Source organism: Arthrobacter sp. PM3, assembly GCF_003352915.1.
In the GTDB taxonomy this organism is placed as follows: Bacteria; Actinomycetota; Actinomycetes; order Actinomycetales; family Micrococcaceae; genus Arthrobacter.
On record NZ_CP022314.1, the window covers coordinates 2,694,937 to 2,713,807 of the forward strand.

The window sequence follows — 18,871 nt, forward strand, 5'->3', positions numbered from 1 at the left end:
ACTACTGAAGATAAGGACGTCGACGATGACTGTGCCAACTCTGCTCAGGGAACACCCGCCGGCTCCCGCCGGCCGTCCCGGGCTCGCCGCCCAGCTCCTGCGCCGCAAGCCGATCGGGCAGCTGGTCAGCGAGGCCGAAACCGGACACGGCGGCACGCGCCTGGTCCGCAGCTTCGGCGTGCTGCAGCTGACCATGATCAGCGTCGGCGCCACGCTCGGCACCGGGATCCTGGTCATCCTGGGCGAATCGGTGCCGCTCGCCGGGCCGGCCATCTGGATCTCCTTCGCCATCGCCGGCTTCGCCGCGCTGCTCTCCGCGGTGTCCTATGCGGAGATGGCCGGCCTGGTGCCTGCCGCCGGGTCCAGCTACTCCTACACCTACGCCACCATGGGCGAGGGCATGGCGTGGATCTGCGGCTGGTGCCTGGTGCTCGAGTACGCCGTCTCCGTGGCCGCCGTCGCCGTGGGTGCGGGCCAGTACGTCAATGAGGCGCTGGCGGTCGCCGGCCTGGCGTTGCCGGACGCCCTTTCGCAGCCGCCGGGGGCCGGTGGGCTGCTGAACGTGCCCGCGATCGTGATCGTGGTCCTTGCCATGGTGCTTCTGGTCCGAGGCGCCAAGGAGAGCGCCTGGATCAATACCGCGATTGTCCTGGTCAAGGTCGGCATCCTGCTGTTCTTTTGCGCCGTGGCCTTCACGGCGTTCAACGGCGGGCACTTCGAACCCCTCATGCCGATGGGCGCCGCCGGCGTCTCGGCCGCGGCGTCCCGGGTCTTCTTCTCCTACATCGGCTTCGACGCCGCGTCCACGGCCGGCGAGGAAGCCCGAAACCCGAAAAGGGACCTCCCTCGGGCCATCCTGCTGTCCATGCTGATCGTCACGAGCATCTACGTGCTTGTCGCCGTCGCCGCCATCGGCGCCCGCCCCTGGGGCTGGTTCGACGGCACCGAAGCGGCCCTCGTGAAGATCCTCGAGGAAATCACCGGCCAGCCGTGGGTCGGCGTGGTGTTCGCCGTCGGGGCCGTGCTCGCGATCGCCAGCATCGTGCTGACCGTCCTCTACGGGCAGACCCGGATCCTGCTGTCGATGTCGCGCGACGGGCTCGTCCCGAAGGTCTTCGGCCGGGTCTCGGCCCGGACCGGAACGCCCGTCGCCGGAACCCTGATCGTGGGCACCGCCGTCGCGCTGACCGCCGGACTCGTGCCGCTCGGCGCCCTCGCGGACGCCACCAGCATCGGCACTCTCTTCGCCTTCGCGCTGGTCAACGTGGCCGTCATCTACCTGCGGCGGACGCGTCCGGAGCTCACCCGGAGTTTCCGCGTCCCGCTCTTCCCGCTGACCCCGATCCTGGGCGCCCTCATGTGCGCCTACCTCATGGCCAACCTCGGCGCCGAGACCTGGGCGGTCTTCGGTGTCTGGATGCTCGTGGGCCTCGCCGCCTACTTCGGCTACGGCCGGAAGAATTCCAGGGTGGCCGCCCTGGGCCACGAGGAATACCGTGAACTATCAGCCCGCCAGCCCGCCACCACCACAACCCCGGAACTGAAGGCAGACATCTCATGACCATCGCCACCGAACTGCCGGCCAACGCACCGGCCTCCACCCAGGCCCCCGCGCCGGGTTCAGCCCAGGCTTCCGCCCAGGCTCCCATCACCATGCTGAACCCGGACTTCCCGTTCAGCTACGACCACTACCTGGCCCACCCCGACGGCCTCGGCTCCGTGCCGGCGGAACTGTACGGGACGGAAGTCGCCGTCGTCGGCGCCGGCCTGTCCGGGCTGGTGACCGCCTACGAACTCATGAAGCTGGGCCTGAAACCGGTGGTCTATGAGGCCGACAGGATCGGCGGGCGCCTGCGGACCGCCAGCTTCCCGTCCGCGCCGGGCGTCGTCGCGGACCTGGGCGGCATGCGCTTCCCGGTTTCCGGCAAAGCCTTCTACCACTACGTGGACCTGCTCGGGCTCCAGACCCAGGACTTCCCCAATCCGCTGGCCTCGGCGACCTCCAGCACGGTCATTGAACTCGCGGGCCGGAAGCACTACGCGCAGACCGCGGCGGACCTGCCGCCGTTTTTCCTCGAGGTGGCCCAGGCGTGGAAGGCGGCCGTGAACGACGGCGCCCGGTTCGCCGAGATGCAGGAGGCCATCCGCGCCCGGGACACGGCCCGGATCAAGGAACTGTGGAACGCGCTGCTGCCGGTGCTGGACGAACAGACGTTCTACGGCTTCATCGCCGGCAGCGACGCCTTCAAGGAGGCCGGCTTCGCCCACCGCGAGGCCTTCGGCCAGGTCGGGTTCGGCACCGGCGGCTGGGACACCGACTTCCCCAACTCCATTCTCGAAATCCTCCGCGTCGTCTACACCGACGCCGATGACCGGCACCGGCTCATCGCCGGCGGCGCGCAGCGGCTCCCCGAGGCACTGTGGGAGCACGCGCCGTCGGGCATGGCGCACTGGCCGGACGGCACCTCCCTGGCGTCGCTGCACGCGGGTGCCCCGCGCGGTGCCGTGGACCGGATTGCCCGCGACGGCGACGCCGACTTCCGGATCCGGGAACGCTGGGGCCGCGAGTCCGCGTATCCGGCCGTGGTGACCACGTGCCAGTCCTGGCTGCTGTCCACCCGGATCCACACGGACGAATCCCTGTTCCCGGCCGAGCTGTGGACGGCGATCGAACGCTCGCACTACATGCAGTCTTCCAAGACCTTCGTCATGGTGGACCGCCCGTTCTGGAAGGACATTGACCCGGACACCGGCCGCGAGGTGATGTCGATGACGCTGACCGACCGGCTGAACCGGGCCACCTACCTGCTGGACAACGGCCCGGACCAGCCCGCCGTCATCCTGCTGTCTTACACCTGGAACGACGACGCCCTGAAGTGGCTCGCCCTCGACGCGGAGGAACGGGTGAAGCTCATGCTGCACTCGCTCGAGCAGATCTACCCCGGCGTGGACATCGCCAGCCACATCGTGGGCCAGCCGATCACCGTCTCCTGGGAGGCGGACCCGAACTTCATGGGAGCCTTCAAGGCCAACTTGCCCGGGCACTACCGTTACCAGCAGCGGCTGTTCACGCACTTCAAGCAGGACGGCCTGCCCGCCGAGCAGCGCGGGATCTTCCTGGCCGGTGACGATGTCTCGTTCACCGCCGGGTGGGCCGAGGGGGCCGTCACCACCGGCCTGAACGCGGTCTGGGGCGTGGTCAACCACCTCGGCGGCCGGACCCCGGCGGGGAATCCGGGCCCGGGCGAACTGTTGCCCGAGCTGGGCCCGGTCGCCCTGGACTGACGCCGCTCCCGGCCGGCCGGGCCGGGGAGTGCAGCCCGCCCCGGCTGCGCCGGCCGGGGAGTGCGTGCTATCCGGCGGCGTGCATGTCCCGGTGCATATTCATGTGCGCGCGGGCCAGTTCCCGGTAGTGCGCGGCGTTCTGCCGGACGCCCGCGAACTCCTCGTCGCTGAGCCCGCGCCGGACCTTGGCCGGCACGCCGGCAACGAGCGAGCGCGGCGGGATGACGGTGCCCTCGAGCACCACCGCGCCGGCCGCCACGAGCGAGCCCGTCCCGATCACGGCACCGTTGAGGATCGTGGCGCTCATGCCGATCAGGCAGTCGTCCTCCACGGTGCAGCCGTGCACCACGGCGCTGTGGCCGACGCTGACCCCGGCCCCCACGGTGCAGGGGAACCCGGGGTCAGCGTGCAGCACCACGTTGTCCTGCAGGTTGCTGCCCGCACCCACGGAGATGGCGGCGGTATCGGCGCGGACGGACACGCCGTAGAAGGCGCTCGAGTCCGCGGCCAGGGTGGCGTTGCCGATCACCGACGCCGTGGGCGCGACGAAGGCGGAATCATGGACGGCCGGGGTCTCGCCGGCGAAAGGGTATAGGGGAGCCATGCCTCCAGCCTAGGACACGGGTCAGTCCGGGGCGCGGAGGACCGTGAAGCCCTCCGCCGTGCCCGCGCTGTCGCCGATGCGCTCGCCGGCACCCTCGCCGGTGCTGCGGGGGCCGGCGGCGGGAAGGACGACGGCGATCGGCGCGCCGGATTCGGCCACCCGCCCGAGTTCCCGGACGACGTCGTCCCACTGCTCCGGCGGCAGCCCCGCCAGGGCGTCCACCGCCCAGACGGAAGAGAACGCCGCATCGGCGAACGGCAGCGACGCCGGGCCCGCGACGCTGGCCTCCAGACCGTGGGCCCGTGCGGCGTGGATGTTTTCCTCGGAGAGGTCGACCCCGGTGAAGTGGATGCCCGACTGCACAAAGTGCAGCCCGTCGGCGCCCGCGCCGCAGTCGAGACCCAGCACCGCGTGCCGGCCCTCGGACTTCAGCAGCGCCACGAACGACTCGAGCCGGTCTTTCCGGATGGTTTCCATAGCACTAGCCATAGCACTAATCAGGCACCGGTATAAGGACCGGTTTCAGTTAAAGACAACCGTCCGGTTTCCGTCGAGCAGGACGCGGTGCTCGGCGTGCCACTGCACGGCCTGGGCGAGGGTCCGGCCCTCCACGTCGCGGCCCATCTGGACGAACTGCTCGGCGGTGCGCCGGTGGTCCACCCGGATGACTTCCTGTTCGATGATCGGCCCTTCGTCCAGGGCCGCCGTGACGTAGTGCGCTGTGGCGCCGATGAGCTTCACGCCCCGGGCATGCGCCTGGTGGTACGGCTTGGCACCCTTGAAGGAGGGAAGGAACGAGTGGTGGATGTTGATGGCCTTGCCCGTGAGGTCGTTGCAGAGCTCGTCGGAGAGGATCTGCATGTACCGCGCCAGGACGGTGAGCTCGACGTCGTGTTCCTTCATCAGGGCGCGGAGGGCGTCCTCGGCCTGGCCCTTGGTGTCCGGGGTGACGGGGATGTGGTGGAACGGGATGCCGTAGAACTCCGCCAGGCCCTCGAGGTCACGGTGGTTGGACACGATCGCCGGGATCTCGATCGGCAGGGTGCCGGAGCGCTGCAGGAACAGGAGGTCGTTAAGGCAGTGCGCCGAGGTGCTGGCCATCAGCAGGGTGCGTACCTTCCGGCCGGCCGGGTTCAGGCTCCACTGCATCCCGAAGGCCTGCGCCACCGGCTCCAGCGCCGCCTGCAGCTCGGCCTGGGACGCCGCCGTCGTTGCCTCCACCCGCATGAAGAACGTGCCGGTGCCGTGGCTGCCGTACTGCTGGGAGTCCGTAATATTGCAGCCCGCCACGAGCAGGGCGCCGGCGACGGCGTGCACGATGCCGGGCCGGTCAGGGCAGGACAGGGTCAGGATGTAGGAAGCAGTCAGGAACTCGTTATTCACGAAGAACAGCCTACCTGCGCTTCAGCGGCGGTTTTGTAAGCGTTTTGGTACTGTTAACCCGTCGCAACTGGCGTTGGATGGCTAACCATCAGGGAGCGGCACTCACGAAGACCACGGATCGTACGCCTGGGCCGAGGGTCATGTCTTACCGGTTGGCAGCACCCCCGCTGCCGGGCCGTTGCCGGTGCCCCGCAGGGTGCCAACCGCCGCTGGTGCGGACCGCGTTCAAGCGGCCCGTAATCAAAGGACGGCGCAACGGGCGAGCCGGTAGCCTGACCAATAGCCGTACCCGCTGCCTACCAGGAGTTCCTCGTGACTACTACCACCGCTACCTCAGCTGCCGTGAGCAACCAGCCGCTGGCCGAACTCGACCCTGAAATCGCCGCCGTCCTGGACCAGGAACTTGGCCGCCAGCGCGGCACCCTGGAGATGATCGCCTCCGAAAACTTCGCCCCGCGCGCCGTCATGGAAGCACAGGGCTCCGTCCTGACCAACAAGTACGCCGAGGGCTACCCGGGACGCCGTTACTACGGCGGCTGCGAATACGTCGACGTCGCCGAGCAGCTCGCGATCGACCGTGTCAAGGCTCTCTTCGGCGCTGGGTATGCCAACGTCCAGCCGCACTCCGGCGCGCAGGCCAACGCCGCCGCGCTCCACGCCATGATCACCCCCGGCGACAAGATCCTGGGCCTGTCCCTGGCCCACGGCGGCCACCTCACCCACGGCATGAAGCTGAACTTCTCCGGCAAGCTCTACGACGTCGCCGCCTACCAGGTCGAGGAAGACACCTTCCGGATCGACATGGACAAGCTGCGCGAGCAGGCCATCGCCGAAAAGCCCCAGGTCATCATCGCCGGCTGGTCCGCCTACCCCCGGCACCTCGACTTCGCCGCGTTCCGCTCGATCGCCGACGAAGTCGGCGCCCTGCTCTGGACCGACATGGCGCACTTCGCCGGCCTCGTGGCCGCCGGACTGCACCCGAGCCCGGTCCCGCACTCCGACGTCGTGACCTCCACCGTGCACAAGACGCTCGCCGGCCCGCGCTCCGGCGTCATCCTGGCCAAGGAGGAATGGGCCAAGAAGCTGAACTCCGCCGTGTTCCCCGGCCAGCAAGGCGGCCCGCTCATGCACGTGATCGCCGCGAAGGCCGTGGCCTTCAAGATCGCCGGCACCGAGGAATTCAAGGAGCGCCAGGAGCGCGTCCTTGAAGGCGCCAAGATCATCGCCGAACGCCTCGGCCAGGCCGACGTCGCCGAGGCCGGCGTCTCGGTCCTCACCGGCGGCACCGACGTGCACCTGGTCCTGGTGGACCTGCGCAACTCCCAGCTGGACGGCCAGCAGGCAGAGGACCTCCTGCACTCCGTGGGCATCACCGTCAACCGCAACGCCGTGCCGTTCGACCCCCGCCCGCCAATGGTCACCTCCGGCCTGCGCATCGGCACCCCGGCCCTGGCCACCCGCGGCTTCGGCGCCGAGGAATTCACCGAGGTCGCGGACATCATCGCCACCGCCCTGAAGGCCGGCGCGTCCACCGACGTCGAGTCCCTGCAGGCCCGCGTGGACAAGCTCGCCGCCGACTTCCCGCTGTACCCGCAGCACGAGCAGTGGTAGCCCATGACTTCCACTGAGACAGCACGATCTGCTAAGACGACCGCTCAGGTTCTTGACGGCAAGGCCACCGCCGCCGCCATCAAGGCCGAGCTGACCGGACGCGTGGCCGCACTCAAGGCCAAGGGCATCACCCCCGGACTCGGAACCATCCTGGTGGGCTCCGACCCCGGCAGCACCTGGTACGTGGCCGGCAAGCACAAGGACTGCGCCGAGGTCGGCATCACGTCCATCCGCCGCGACCTGCCCGAGGAAACCACCCAGGACGAACTCCTGGCCGTGGTCCGCGAGCTCAACGACAACCCGGCCTGCACCGGCTACATCGTCCAGCTGCCGTTGCCCAAGCACATCGACCAGGACGTCATCCTGGAGGCCATGGATCCTGAGAAGGACGCCGACGGCCTGCACCCGATGAACCTGGGCCGGCTTGTGGCCAACGTCGGCGGGCCCATGCGGTCCCCGCTGCCGTGCACACCCAAGGGCTGCGTGGAGCTGCTGAGCCGGCACGGCATCGACCTCAACGGCAAGCGCGTCCTCGTGGTGGGCCGCGGCGTCACCATCGGCCGCCCCGTCGGGCTGCTGCTGACCCGCAAGGACGTCAACGCCACCGTCACCCTGGCCCACACGGGAACGGCGGACCTGCCGGCCGAACTCCGGCAGGCCGACGTCGTGATCGCCGCGGCCGGACAGCCGCACATGATCAAGGCCAGGGACCTCAAGCCCGGGGCGATCGTGCTCGACGTCGGCGTCAGCCGGGTCGATGACGGCACCGGAAAAGCCGTGGTCACCGGAGACGTGGAGCCCGCGGCGGCAGAGGTCGCCGCCTGGATTTCGCCGAACCCCGGGGGAGTGGGCCCCATGACCCGCGCCATGCTGCTGGCCAATGTGGTGGAAACCGCAGAACGCCAGTCAGCAGGGAAAGGCCGCTAAGCAGAGAAAAGCCGCTGAGCTGAGAAGTACCACTAGGGACCGCCCAGGATCCGGGCCGATGACAGGGCACCTGCTTCCCGCGAAGCAGGTGCCCTGTGTCGTTAAAGACATAACGGATCGAATACATCCGGAGTTTTTACGAAAAGACTCTTTCATAGTTTGCGGACGTGCACTACCGTGGTGCGGGTGTCCGAACTTGTCTCGAAAGAATCAGCAGTGAGCAGCCCGTCTGACGCCGCTCCGCAGTACGTCATCACCGCCGAAAACCTCACCAAGCGTTACGGCGACGTCACCGCCGTCGACGGCATCTCCTTCCGCGTGCCCGCCGGGGAAGCCTTCGGCCTGCTCGGGCCCAACGGCGCGGGCAAATCCACCACGATGAAGATGATAGGCGGGGTCTCCCAGCGCACCTCCGGGAATCTGACCATCATGGGCCTGGATCCCGAACAGCACGGGCCGGAAGTGCGCGCCCACCTCGGCGTCGTGCCGCAGCAGGACAACCTGGACGAGGAACTCAAGGTCCGGGACAACCTGCTGGTGTACGGCCGCTACTTCGGCCTGCCCATGAGCTACCTCAGGCCCAAGGCCGACGAGCTGCTGGAGTTCGCCCAGCTCACGGACAAGGCAAAATCCAAGGTGGACGCCCTGTCCGGCGGCATGAAGCGCCGCCTGACGATCGCCCGCTCCCTCATCAACGAACCCCGGATCCTGCTGCTGGACGAGCCGACAACGGGCCTGGACCCGCAGGCCCGGCACATCCTCTGGGACCGGCTGTTCCGGCTCAAGGAGCAGGGCGTCACCCTGATCCTCACCACCCACTACATGGATGAGGCCGAGCAGCTGTGCGACCGCCTGATCGTGGTGGACAAGGGCAGGATCATGGCCGAAGGGTCACCGGCCAGCCTGATCCGCGACTACTCCACCCGCGAGGTCCTCGAACTGCGTTTCGGCTCGGAACGCAACGCCAGTGTCGGCGCCGAGCTCGAGGGCATCGGCGAACGCCTGGAAACCCTGCCGGACCGGGTGCTCATCTACGCCCACGACGGCGAAGCCGCCCTGGAGCAGGTCACCGCCCGGGGCCTGCGCCCGCTCACCTCGCTGGTCCGCCGCTCCTCGCTCGAAGACGTCTTCCTGCGCCTGACCGGCAGGAGCCTCGTTGACTAGCGCGCATCCGCCGGCGGTTTCCGCCGCCCGCGCCCGCCGCTGGGGCGCGTTCTACTACGCGGAGCAGGTCCTGCGGGTCATGAAGGGCTACGGCTGGACCATTGTCATGTACGGCGTGGGACAGCCCGTGGCCTACCTCTTCGCGATGGGCGTCGGCCTGGCCACCCTGGTTGAGGCCAACGGCGCCGGTGCCTTCGGCGGCGTCAGCTACCTGACGTTCATCGCGCCGGCCCTGCTGATCTCGGCCGCCGTCATGACCGCCGCCAACGAGTTCACGTTCCCGGTCATGGACGGCTTCAAATGGCGGCGCGTCTACTACGGCCCCCACGCCTCGCCGCTGACCCCGGAGCAGATCGCCGGCGGCCAGATCATCGCCGTCACCGTGCGCTTCCTGGTCCAGTCCGCCATCTACTTCGCCGTCGTCGCACTGTTCGGGGCCGCCCCCGGCGCCTGGGCCTGGGTGTCGATCCTCATCGCCACCCTCGCGGGCCTGTCCTTCGGCCTGCCGCTCATGGCCTACGCGGCCACCATCAAGGACGACCGCGGCCAGTTCGCCATGGTCATGCGGTTCATCGTCATGCCGCTGTTCCTCTTCTCCGGCACGTTCTTTCCGCTGGACACCCTGCCGCTCGGCGTGCGCTGGATCGGCTGGATTTCACCGATCTGGCACGGAACGGAACTGGGCCGCGTCGTCAGCTACGGCTACGAGGAAGAACCGTGGCTCACGATCGTCCACCTCCTCTTCCTCCTGGGCCTCGCGGCCGCCGGCTGGATCCTGACCAAGCGCCGGTTCGCCCAAAGGATGGCCTCATGAGCGTGCTCACCGGAAACTTCAGCGCTGGGGACCACAGCGTCGCCGACGCCGCCCGCCGGCGGCGCTTCGGGCCCATCTACTCCCGCAACGTCCGCGCCGTCGTCGCCCGCGGCCTGATGGCGACCAAGAGCAGCAACTGGATGGTCATGGTCTCCGGGTTCTTCGAACCTGTCCTGTACCTGATCTCCATGGGCGTGGGCCTGGGCGCGATCGTGGGAACCGTCCAGGGCCCGGGCGGCCAGGCGATCAGTTACGCGGCGTACATCGCGCCGGCCCTGCTGGCGGTGTCCGCCATGAACGGCGCCGTCTACGACTCCACCTGGAACGTCTTCTTCAAGATGAACTTCGCCAAGCTGTACCAGGGAATGCTCTACACCTCGCTGGGGCCGCTGGACGTGGCGATGGGCGAGATCTTCCTGGCCCTGCTGCGCGGCTTCATGTACGCCACCGGCTTCACGGCCGTGATGGCGGTGATGGGCCTGATCACCACGCCGTGGGCCGTCCTGATGATCCCGGCCTCGGTGCTCATCGCCTTCGGCTTCGCGAGCTTCGGGATGGGGATCACCAGCTACATGAAGACGTTCCAGCAGATGGACTGGATCAACTTCGTGATGCTGCCGATGTTCCTCTTCAGCGCCACGTTCTACCCGCTGAGCGTCTACCCGCAGTACATCCAGTGGTTCATCCAGGCCATGCCGCTGTGGCACGGCGTGGAGCTGCTGCGGCAGATCAGCGTGGGCGTGTTCACCCCGGCGACGGCCGTGCATATCGGCTACTACCTCGTCATGATTGCCGTCGGCGTCCTGCTGACCACGAGCCGCCTGCGCAAGCTGTTCCTCAAATAGTCCGGCTGGCCCCTAAGGAGATTCGATGATCGGCAAATGGCACGCACTCGTGATCGACTGCGAGGACCCGGACGCGCTGGCGGGCTTTTACCAGGAGCTGCTGGGCATGATCCGGGTGCAGGAGGACGCGGACTGGATTTCGATCGGCGACGCCGCCGACCGTCCCGCCGTCGCCTTCCAGCGCGTGGAACGGCTGGTCAGGCCGCAGTGGCCCGACGCCGAGCACCCGCAGCAGATGCACGTGGACGTCACGGTGGGGGACCTCGAGGCGGGCGAAGCCGAGGTCCTGAAACTCGGCGCCACACCCCAGCCCGGCGGCGGAACGTCCTTCCGGGTTTACACCGACCCCAGCGGCCACCCGTTCTGCCTCGTGCGCTCGTAAGCCTGTCCCGACGTTCGCCCGGGGTGGAAGCGCCCCGGGCGGCCGGCCCCGTTTGCGATAATGGGCTCATGCAATCTCTGGGTAGCTCCTCCACGTCCAACGCCAGCTCGGCCACCAGCCGGTTCTCCACGTTCCGCATCAGCGGGCCGGGGATGCTGGTCTTCATCATCGCGTTCACCGTCGCCGTGATCTTCGCGGCCAACCAGAACGACGTCGTGGGCTGGATCGTGGCGATCATCGCCGGCTCCTGGCTGGCCCTGGCCGCGTTCGTGGTGTTCAGCATCCAAAGGGCCGCCCGGAAGGCCGCGGCCCGGCTCGATGAGGCCCAGAACGCCTTCAACGCCGCCACCGGGCGGGCACCGACGGCCAGCAGCGTGGACCACGGCGGCACCCGCGTGGTCAGCGAAGGCCGCTCGGGCGAAAGCGTGCGCGACATGAAGCTGGACCACTCCTTCAAGATCGTCCAGGTCCAGGTCCGCGTCATCGAACAGGAGCGGGCCAAGGGCGACGCCGCGGACCAGGAGACGATCCGCCGGGCCCTCGAGACCATCGAGATCACCGCCACCAATGCCCGGGACATGGTCAAATCCTCCGGCGGCAGCGACGAACCCGTCAGCGGAACCATCATCGACTAGAGTGGATCGGGTGAGCTCGGCATTGAAGAAGGACCACCTTCGCATCGCGACAGTCAACGTCAACGGCCTGCGCGCCGCCTATAAGAAGGGCATGGCGGAATGGCTTGAGCCGCGCGACGTCGACATTCTCTGCCTGCAGGAGGTCCGGGCGCCCGACGCGATCGTCGCGGAGCTCCTCGGTGAGGGATGGTTCATCCTGCATGCCGAAGCCGAGGCCAAGGGCCGGGCCGGCGTCGCCATCGCCTCCCGCGAAGAGCCGCTGGACACCCGGGTGGGGATCGGCGATGACTACTTCGCCACCACCGGACGCTGGGTCGAGGCCGACTACACCGTGCGGGACGCGGCCGGCCAGCCGTCCCGGCTGACCGTCGTGAGCGCCTACGTGCACTCGGGCGAGGCCGGCACGCCCAAGCAGGACGACAAGTACCGTTTCCTCGACGTCATGATCAAGCGGCTGCCTGAACTGGCCAAGCACAGCGACCACGCTCTGGTGGTGGGCGACCTCAACGTCGGCCACACCGAGCTGGACATCAAGAACTGGAAGGGCAACGTCAAACGTGCCGGCTTCCTGCCGGAGGAACGGGCCTATTTTGACCGCTTCTTCGGCGAGGAAATCGGCTGGAAGGATGTTCACAGGGGCCTGGCGGGTAGCGTCGACGGCCCCTACACTTGGTGGTCGCAAAGGGGCCAGGCCTTCGACAACGACACCGGCTGGCGCATCGATTACCACATGGCCACGCCCGCTCTCGCTGCCGCGGCAGTGTCAGCCGTTGTTGACCGGGCATCGTCCTGGGACACCCGCTTCTCCGACCACGCCCCGCTGGTAGTGGACTACCGGCTCTAGCTTTAAGGCTTCCACGCATGACCACCACTTCAACCGTGACCGACTCCGACGCCGCCGCTGACGCCCAGACGGCCGCCGCCAAAGCAGCCCCGGCGGCGACCGGCGCCCGGCACCGCATCCTCTCCGGCATGCAGCCCTCCGCCGACTCCCTGCACCTGGGCAACTACCTCGGCGCCCTGGTCAACTGGGTCCGGATGCAGGACGAGTACGACGCCGTCTTCTTCATCCCCGACCTGCACGCCATCACTGTGCCGCAGGACCCCGCCGAACTCGCCCACCGCACCCGGGTCACCGCCGCACAATACATTGCCGGTGGCGTGGACGTGGACAAGTGCACGCTTTTCGTCCAGTCCCAGGTGCCCGAGCACGCGCAGCTGGCATGGGTGCTGAACTGCATCACGGGATTCGGCGAGGCGTCCCGGATGACCCAGTTCAAGGACAAGGCCCTGAAACAGGGCTCGGACCAGGCCAGCGTCGGGCTCTTCACCTACCCCATCCTGCAGGCCGCGGACATCCTGCTCTATCAGCCGCACGGGGTCCCCGTGGGCGAGGACCAGCGCCAGCACGTGGAACTGAGCCGTGACCTCGCCCAGCGGTTCAACACCCGCTTCGGTCAGACGTTCACCGTGCCGCAGCCCTTCATTCAGAAGGAATCGGCGAAGATCTACGATCTGCAGCACCCCACCGCCAAGATGTCCAAGTCGGCGGAATCCCCGGCAGGCCTGATCAACCTGCTCGATGACCCCAAGGTCACCGCCAAGCGGATCAAGTCGGCTGTGACGGACGCGGAGACGGAAATCAGGTTCGACCGCGAGGCCAAGCCGGGCGTGTCCAACCTGCTGACCATCTACTCGGCGATCACCGGGCAAAGCGTCGACGCCCTGGTCGCAGCCTACGAGGGCAAGATGTACGGCCACCTCAAGGTGGACCTCGCTGAAGTGGTCACGGAGCACCTGACCCCCATCCGGAACCGCGCCAACGAACTGCTGGATGACCCGGCGGAGCTGGACCGGCTGCTGGCCCTGGGCGCGGACAAGGCCCGCGAGATCGCCTCGGCCACCCTGCGTGAGGTCTACGCCAAGGTGGGTTTCCTGCCGTACGCCGGCTCCCAGGGAGTCCGCTAGGTCAATGTCCTCCGTCAGCAAAGCCACCGCGACAGCCGCCACGTCGAACGGGCAGACCCGCAGTGAGGGCATCAGCATCGGTGTGATCCTGAGGTTCCCGGCGGCCATCGCTGAGGAGCTCCAGCGATGGCGGGCGTCCTTCGGGGACCCGATGGCCGCCGTCGTGCCGGCCCACATCACGCTGGTCACCACCACCATGACGCAGGACTGGGATGCGACCTGCAGCCATGTCCGGGACGTGGCCCGGCGGCAGGAGCCGTTCACGGTGACGATCGCCGGGACCGGGTCCTTCCGGCCTGTGTCCCCGGTGGTCTTCCTGAAGGTGGAGGACGGCTTCAGCGAATGCGTGAACCTGCACCGGCAGCTGCAGTCGGGACCGTTGGAGCGGGTGCTGCCGTTCAGCTACCACCCGCACGTGACGGTGGCCCACGATGTCGCCCCGGAAAGCCTTGACGAGGCCGAAACGGCCCTCAAGGATTACCGCGCCACGTTCCCGGTGGCTAGCATGGGACTCTACGAGCACGACGACAACGGGATCTGGCAGCTACGGGAAGAGCTCGACTTTGGGACCAAACCTCACCAGCACAGAGGCCAGGACGGCACCGCAGGCGCCCGCTGAGCCGCCCCTTCCCACCGACCTGGCCGGGCTGAGACTGGAAGTCATCCGCAAACGGGTGGAGTGGGGTCGGGCCCGGCGCTCCGGCGGCGGATGGATCGCTTCGCTGATGGCGATGGTGGCCTGGCTGGTGGCCAAGGTCAACGCGCTGCTGCCGGTGCGCGCGTACATGCACTACCTCCGCCAGCGCGGCCCGTTGTTGAGCGCCGGTATCGGGTTCAGGATGTTCTTCTCGGTCACGGGTCTGTTGGCCACCGGCCTCTCGATCGCGGGCCTGCTCCTCAGCGGACATCCCGCCCTGCTGGATCAGATCTTCAAGAGCGTCAACGCCGCCGCTCCCGGCCTGCTGCAGGTCAACGGCAGCCCGGGGCTCGTCGATCCCTACCAGCTGCTGAACCCGGCCAGCCTCGGCTGGGCCGCCCTGATCGCCGCCGCGGTCACCGTGTTCACCTCCCTGGGCTGGATCGGTGGCATCCGCGACGGGGTGCGCGGCATGATGCGGCTCGGTCCGCTGGTGATGAACCCGGTCCTGCAGATCTTCAAGGACGTCGGGACGCTGATCCTGATGGGCGTGGCGCTGGTGATCAGCTCCGCGGTTTCGCTGATCTTCGGCACGGCCGCGGGCTGGGTGACCGAACAGCTCAGCCTCGACCCCGCAATCGCCGGGCCCCTGACGACCTCCATCACGATCCTCGTGCCGCTCCTGCTCGGCTGGGGTACGGCGCTGATCATGTACCGGGTGGCCGCAGGCCTGAATCCGTCCCGCCGCTCCCTGCTGGAAGGAACCACGCTCGCCGCGGTGGGCGCCACCGTGCTGCAGATCTTCAGCACCCAGCTGCTGGCCAGCGCCGGGAGGAACCCCATCCTGGCGCCCTTCGCCATCATCATCGGCCTGCTGATCTGGTTCAACCTGGTCAGCCAGGTCTACGTGGTCTGCGCCGCGTGGGTGGCGATCCGGGAGGAGGATCTCAAGACGCAGCCCGCGGCCGCGGCGGCCCGCTGGGGCTCTCGGCAGGTCCAGCCGGGCAGGACACCGGTTGAGGCGCCCGCCGAGGGCCGGGCCCGCCGGCGGCCGCTGTCCGCCGCGTTCAGGCGTCGAGGTACTGGTCGGCCCACGCCGAAATAATCTTCGCGGCCCGCGCCGCCTGGCCCTTGCCGGTCAGAAGGTGGTCGCTGCCCTCCAGTGACACGAAGCTGCGCGGGTGGCGTGCCGTGCGGAAAATGGTGCTGGCGTTCTCGATCCCCACCGTGTTGTCCGTGGGGGAGTGCAGGACCATGAGCGGCTTGTGCAGCTGCCGGATGCAGTCCGTCAGGTCAGCGTTCTCCAGGTCCTCGACGAAGTGCCGCCGGATCTCCACCCGTTTGCCGCCGAGGTCCACCTCGGCGCTGCCCTCCGCCAGGATCCGGTCCAGCGCCGCGTCAAAGACGTGGGCCACGTGCTTGGGCGAGAACGGCGCCCCCACCGTGGCCACGGCCTTGAGTTCCGGGATCTGCCGCGCGGCGGACAGGACGGCCGCGCCGCCGAACGAGTGGCCCACCAGCAAGGACACGCGCCGGTCGGCGTCCCGCATGAACTCGACCGCCTTGACCGTGTCGGCCACCTTGTGGCTGAAGGACCCCTCCGACCACATCCCCGCGGACTCGCCGAGCCCCAGGTTGTCGAACCGGAGCATGCCCACGCCGTTGTCGGCGAGGGCCTTGCACATCCGCGACGCCGCCGGGCTGTCCTTGCCCAGGGTGAAGCCGTGCGAGAACACGCCCCAGCCCTTCACCGGGCCGTCCGGCAGGTCCACGATGCCGGAGAGCAGCTCGCCGGTGGAACCCTGGAAGGAGACTTTTTCTGAGCGGGACACGGTGTCCCCTTTCGTGTGAGGGCCGGAAGACGACGGCGGCGCCCCCACCTAAAAAGGTGAGAGGCGCCGTCGTCGTTGTTTCAATCCCGGAGGAACTTACGGGAGGTGGGACCGTTTGCTAGATCTTGCGGGACAGGATGGCCTGCTTGACCTCGGCGATGGCCTTGGTGACCTGGATGCCGCGCGGGCAGGCCTCGGAGCAGTTGAAGGTGGTGCGGCAGCGCCACACACCTTCCTTGTCGTTGAGGATTTCCAGGCGCATGTCGCCGGCGTCGTCGCGGGAATCGAAGATGAAGCGGTGCGCGTTGACGATCGCGGCCGGGCCGAAGTACTGCCCGTCGGTCCAGAACACCGGGCAGGACGAGGTGCACGCGGCGCAGAGGATGCACTTGGTGGTGTCGTCGAACCGCTCACGGTCCTCGGCGGACTGCAGGCGCTCCTTGGTGGGCTCGTGGCCGCGGTTGATCAGGAAGGGCATGACTTCGCGGAAGGACTGGAAGAAGGGTTCCATGTCCACGATCAGGTCCTTCTCGACCGGCAGGCCCTTGATCGGCTCGACCGTGATCGGCTTGGACGTGTCCAGGTCCTTCAGCAGGGTCTTGCAGGCCAGGCGGTTGCGGCCGTTGATGCGCATGGCATCGGAGCCGCAGACGCCGTGGGCGCAGGACCGGCGGAAGGAGACGCTGCCGTCCTGCTCCCACTTGATCTTGTGCAGGGCGTCCAGGACGCGGTCCGTGCCGTACATGGTGACCTTGAAGTCATCCCACGTGGCGTCCTCGGAGACCTCGGGGTTGTAGCGGCGCACGCGCAGGGTGACGTCGAAGGACGGGATTTCCCCGCCCCCGCCGACGCCGGCGGGCAGTTCGATCTTGGATGCTGGCTCAGCGAGTTCAGCGCTCATCTTAGTACTTCCTCACCATCGGCTCGTAGCGCGTAAAGACCACCGGTTTGGTGGCAAGCCGGATGCCGGCAATGGCTTCCGCGGAACCGTCCGCAGGAGCATGCTCATCCTTGTACGCCATGGAGTGCTTCATGAATTTTTCGTCGTCGCGGTCCGGGAAGTCCTCGCGGAAGTGGCCGCCGCGGGATTCCTCGCGGTGCAGGGCCGCCACGGTCATGACCTTGGCGAGCTCCAGCAGGAAGCCCAGCTCCACGGCCTCGAGGAGGTCCAGGTTGAAGCGCTTGCCCTTGTCCTGGACGCTGATGCGCTGGTACCGCTCCTCGAAGGACGCGATGTCCTTCAGGACCTGGTTCAGGGTCTCGGCGGTGCGGAACACCTGCATGTTGGCATCCATGGTGTCCTGCAGGTCCTTGCGGATCTGGGCCACCTTTTCGGTGCCGTCCGCGGTGCGGACGTGGTTGAGCAGTTCCTGCGTGTAAGCCTCGGGATCGGCCGGGAGCTCCACGAAGTCGGCCGTCTTGGCGTATTCCGCGGCGGCGACGCCGGCGCGCTTGCCGAACACGTTGATGTCCAGCAGGGAGTTGGTGCCCAGGCGGTTGGAGCCGTGGACGGAGACGCAGGCGACCTCGCCGGCGGCGTAGAGGCCCGGGATCACGGTGTCGTTGTCCTGGAGGACCTCGGCCTTGATGTTGGTGGGGATGCCGCCCATGGCATAGTGCGCCGTCGGGAACACCGGAACCGGTTCCGTGTACGGCTCCACACCCAGGTAGGTGCGGGCGAACTCGGTGATGTCCGGCAGCTTGGCGTCAATGTGCGCGGGCTCGAGGTGGGTCAGGTCCAGCAGGACGTAGTCCTTGTTCGGGCCGCAGCCGCGTCCTTCGCGGACTTCGTTGGCCATGGAGCGGGCCACGATGTCGCGCGGGGCGAGGTCCTTGATGGTGGGGGCGTAGCGCTCCATGAAGCGCTCACCCTCGGAGTTGCGCAGGATCGCGCCCTCGCCGCGGGCGGCCTCGGAGAGCAGGATGCCCAGGCCGGCGAGGCCGGTCGGGTGGAACTGGAAGAACTCCATGTCCTCCAGCGGGATGCCGCGGCGGAATGCGATGCCCATGCCGTCACCGGTGAGGGTGTGGGCGTTGGACGTGGTCTTGAAGACCTTGCCGGCGCCGCCGGAGGCGAACACCACGGACTTGGCCTGGAAGACGTGCAGTTCGCCGGAGGCGAGGTCGTAGGACACGACGCCGGCAACGCGCTTCTGCTTGTAGGGGGTGCCGTCCTCGCGGACCGCGTCTTCCTCGACCGTCAGCAGGTCCAGGACGTAGTACTCGTTGTAGAACTCAACGTTGTGCTTGACGCAGTTTTGGTACAGGGTCTGGAGGATCATGTGGCCGGTGCGGTCGGCGGCGTAGCAGGCGCGGCGCACCGGCGCCTTGCCGTGGTCGCGGGTGTGTCCGCCGAAGCGGCGCTGGTCAATGCGGCCTTCGGGCGTGCGGTTAAACGGCAGGCCCATCTTTTCCAGGTCCAGGACGGCGTCGATCGCTTCCTTGGCCATGACCTCGGCGGCGTCCTGGTCAACCAGGTAGTCGCCGCCCTTGATGGTGTCGAAGGTGTGCCACTCCCAGTTGTCTTCCTCGACATTGGCCAGGGCCGCACACATGCCGCCCTGCGCCGCACCGGTGTGGGACCGGGTGGGGTAGAGCTTGGTCAATACCGCTGTTCGGGCGCGCTGACCGGATTCGATCGCCGCGCGCATCCCGGCGCCACCGGCACCGACGATCACGACGTCGTATTTGTGGACCTGCATACCAGATGCTCTTTCTCTCAAAATTCGCTGTTTAACACCGCCGGCGTGGCCTGCGCGGTGAAGTCTCGTGACCCGGGCCCGC

19 protein-coding genes are annotated in these 18,871 nt (G+C 68.0%); 13 read left to right on the top strand and 6 right to left on the bottom strand.

The annotated features are described in order from the left end of the window. The first annotated feature begins 25 nt into the window (after positions 1–25). Positions 26–1,561 (top strand): amino acid permease, encoded by a 1,536-nt coding sequence (locus CFN17_RS12285; RefSeq protein ID WP_208747975.1) that lies wholly within the window; start codon positions 26–28, stop codon positions 1,559–1,561. Then, on the top strand, positions 1,558–3,285 hold the full coding sequence (locus CFN17_RS12290) for an NAD(P)/FAD-dependent oxidoreductase (RefSeq protein WP_208747976.1): 1,728 nt from the start codon (positions 1,558–1,560) through the stop codon (positions 3,283–3,285). Before CFN17_RS12285 ends, CFN17_RS12290 begins: the two co-directional genes overlap by 4 nt. Positions 3,286–3,352: 67 nt before the next feature. Here the strand turns inward: CFN17_RS12290 and CFN17_RS12295 are convergent, their stop codons facing one another. From CFN17_RS12295 to purU, 3 genes are read right to left on the bottom strand one after another with little or no spacing between them, the layout of a single operon-like run. After that, positions 3,353–3,889 (bottom strand): gamma carbonic anhydrase family protein, encoded by a 537-nt coding sequence (locus CFN17_RS12295; RefSeq protein ID WP_208747977.1) that lies wholly within the window; start codon positions 3,887–3,889, stop codon positions 3,353–3,355. A gap of 21 nt (positions 3,890–3,910) precedes the next feature. Further along, positions 3,911–4,366, bottom strand: coding sequence for a class I SAM-dependent methyltransferase (locus CFN17_RS12300; protein ID WP_208747978.1), 456 nt, complete (start codon positions 4,364–4,366; stop codon positions 3,911–3,913). Between the two features lie 45 nt (positions 4,367–4,411). After that, a complete protein-coding gene (gene purU / locus CFN17_RS12305; RefSeq protein WP_208747979.1) occupies positions 4,412–5,272 on the bottom strand; it encodes a formyltetrahydrofolate deformylase in 861 nt (286 codons plus the stop codon). Positions 5,273–5,584: 312 nt separating this feature from the next. Between purU and glyA the strand changes: the two genes are divergently transcribed. The 11 genes from glyA (at position 5,585) to CFN17_RS12360 (ending at position 15,360) form a co-directional block, all read left to right on the top strand. Beyond that, positions 5,585–6,883, top strand: coding sequence for a serine hydroxymethyltransferase (gene glyA / locus CFN17_RS12310; RefSeq protein WP_208747980.1), 1,299 nt, complete (start codon positions 5,585–5,587; stop codon positions 6,881–6,883). A 3-nt stretch (positions 6,884–6,886) separates the two neighbouring features. Then, on the top strand, positions 6,887–7,810 hold the full coding sequence (locus CFN17_RS12315; RefSeq protein WP_208747981.1) for a bifunctional methylenetetrahydrofolate dehydrogenase/methenyltetrahydrofolate cyclohydrolase: 924 nt from the start codon (positions 6,887–6,889) through the stop codon (positions 7,808–7,810). 216 nt (positions 7,811–8,026) lie between these two features. Further along, a complete protein-coding gene (locus CFN17_RS12320; protein ID WP_208747982.1) occupies positions 8,027–8,974 on the top strand; it encodes an ABC transporter ATP-binding protein in 948 nt (315 codons plus the stop codon). Further along, on the top strand, positions 8,967–9,788 hold the full coding sequence (locus CFN17_RS12325; RefSeq protein WP_208747983.1) for an ABC transporter permease: 822 nt from the start codon (positions 8,967–8,969) through the stop codon (positions 9,786–9,788). The genes CFN17_RS12320 and CFN17_RS12325 overlap by 8 nt, the downstream gene beginning before the upstream one ends. Then, positions 9,785–10,633, top strand: a complete 849-nt coding sequence (locus tag CFN17_RS12330) for an ABC transporter permease (RefSeq protein ID WP_208747984.1) — start codon at positions 9,785–9,787, stop codon at positions 10,631–10,633. Before CFN17_RS12325 ends, CFN17_RS12330 begins: the two co-directional genes overlap by 4 nt. A 25-nt stretch (positions 10,634–10,658) precedes the next feature. Beyond that, positions 10,659–11,015, top strand: a complete 357-nt coding sequence (locus CFN17_RS12335; protein WP_208747985.1) for a VOC family protein — start codon at positions 10,659–10,661, stop codon at positions 11,013–11,015. A 68-nt stretch (positions 11,016–11,083) separates the two neighbouring features. Further along, on the top strand, positions 11,084–11,650 hold the full coding sequence (locus CFN17_RS12340; RefSeq protein ID WP_208747986.1) for a hypothetical protein: 567 nt from the start codon (positions 11,084–11,086) through the stop codon (positions 11,648–11,650). A gap of 10 nt (positions 11,651–11,660) precedes the next feature. Further along, a complete protein-coding gene (locus tag CFN17_RS12345; RefSeq protein ID WP_208747987.1) occupies positions 11,661–12,494 on the top strand; it encodes an exodeoxyribonuclease III in 834 nt (277 codons plus the stop codon). Between the two features lie 17 nt (positions 12,495–12,511). Continuing rightward, positions 12,512–13,618, top strand: coding sequence for a tryptophan--tRNA ligase (gene trpS, locus CFN17_RS12350; RefSeq protein WP_208747988.1), 1,107 nt, complete (start codon positions 12,512–12,514; stop codon positions 13,616–13,618). Between the two features lie 4 nt (positions 13,619–13,622). Beyond that, positions 13,623–14,237, top strand: coding sequence for a 2'-5' RNA ligase family protein (locus tag CFN17_RS12355; protein WP_208747989.1), 615 nt, complete (start codon positions 13,623–13,625; stop codon positions 14,235–14,237). Continuing rightward, positions 14,182–15,360 (top strand): YihY/virulence factor BrkB family protein, encoded by a 1,179-nt coding sequence (locus tag CFN17_RS12360; RefSeq protein WP_261792185.1) that lies wholly within the window; start codon positions 14,182–14,184, stop codon positions 15,358–15,360. The genes CFN17_RS12355 and CFN17_RS12360 overlap by 56 nt, the downstream gene beginning before the upstream one ends. Here the strand turns inward: CFN17_RS12360 and CFN17_RS12365 are convergent. The 3 genes from CFN17_RS12365 to sdhA form a co-directional block, all read right to left on the bottom strand. After that, entirely contained in the window at positions 15,323–16,087 is a 765-nt protein-coding gene (locus CFN17_RS12365) for a S9 family peptidase (RefSeq protein WP_208747990.1), read from the bottom strand. The two genes, CFN17_RS12360 and CFN17_RS12365, sit on opposite strands and share 38 nt — an antisense overlap. A 118-nt stretch (positions 16,088–16,205) precedes the next feature. Next, entirely contained in the window at positions 16,206–16,988 is a 783-nt protein-coding gene (locus tag CFN17_RS12370) for a succinate dehydrogenase iron-sulfur subunit (RefSeq protein WP_208747991.1), read from the bottom strand. Position 16,989: 1 nt separating this feature from the next. Further along, positions 16,990–18,789, bottom strand: a complete 1,800-nt coding sequence (sdhA, locus tag CFN17_RS12375; RefSeq protein ID WP_208747992.1) for a succinate dehydrogenase flavoprotein subunit — start codon at positions 18,787–18,789, stop codon at positions 16,990–16,992. Between the last annotated feature and the right edge of the window lie 82 nt (positions 18,790–18,871).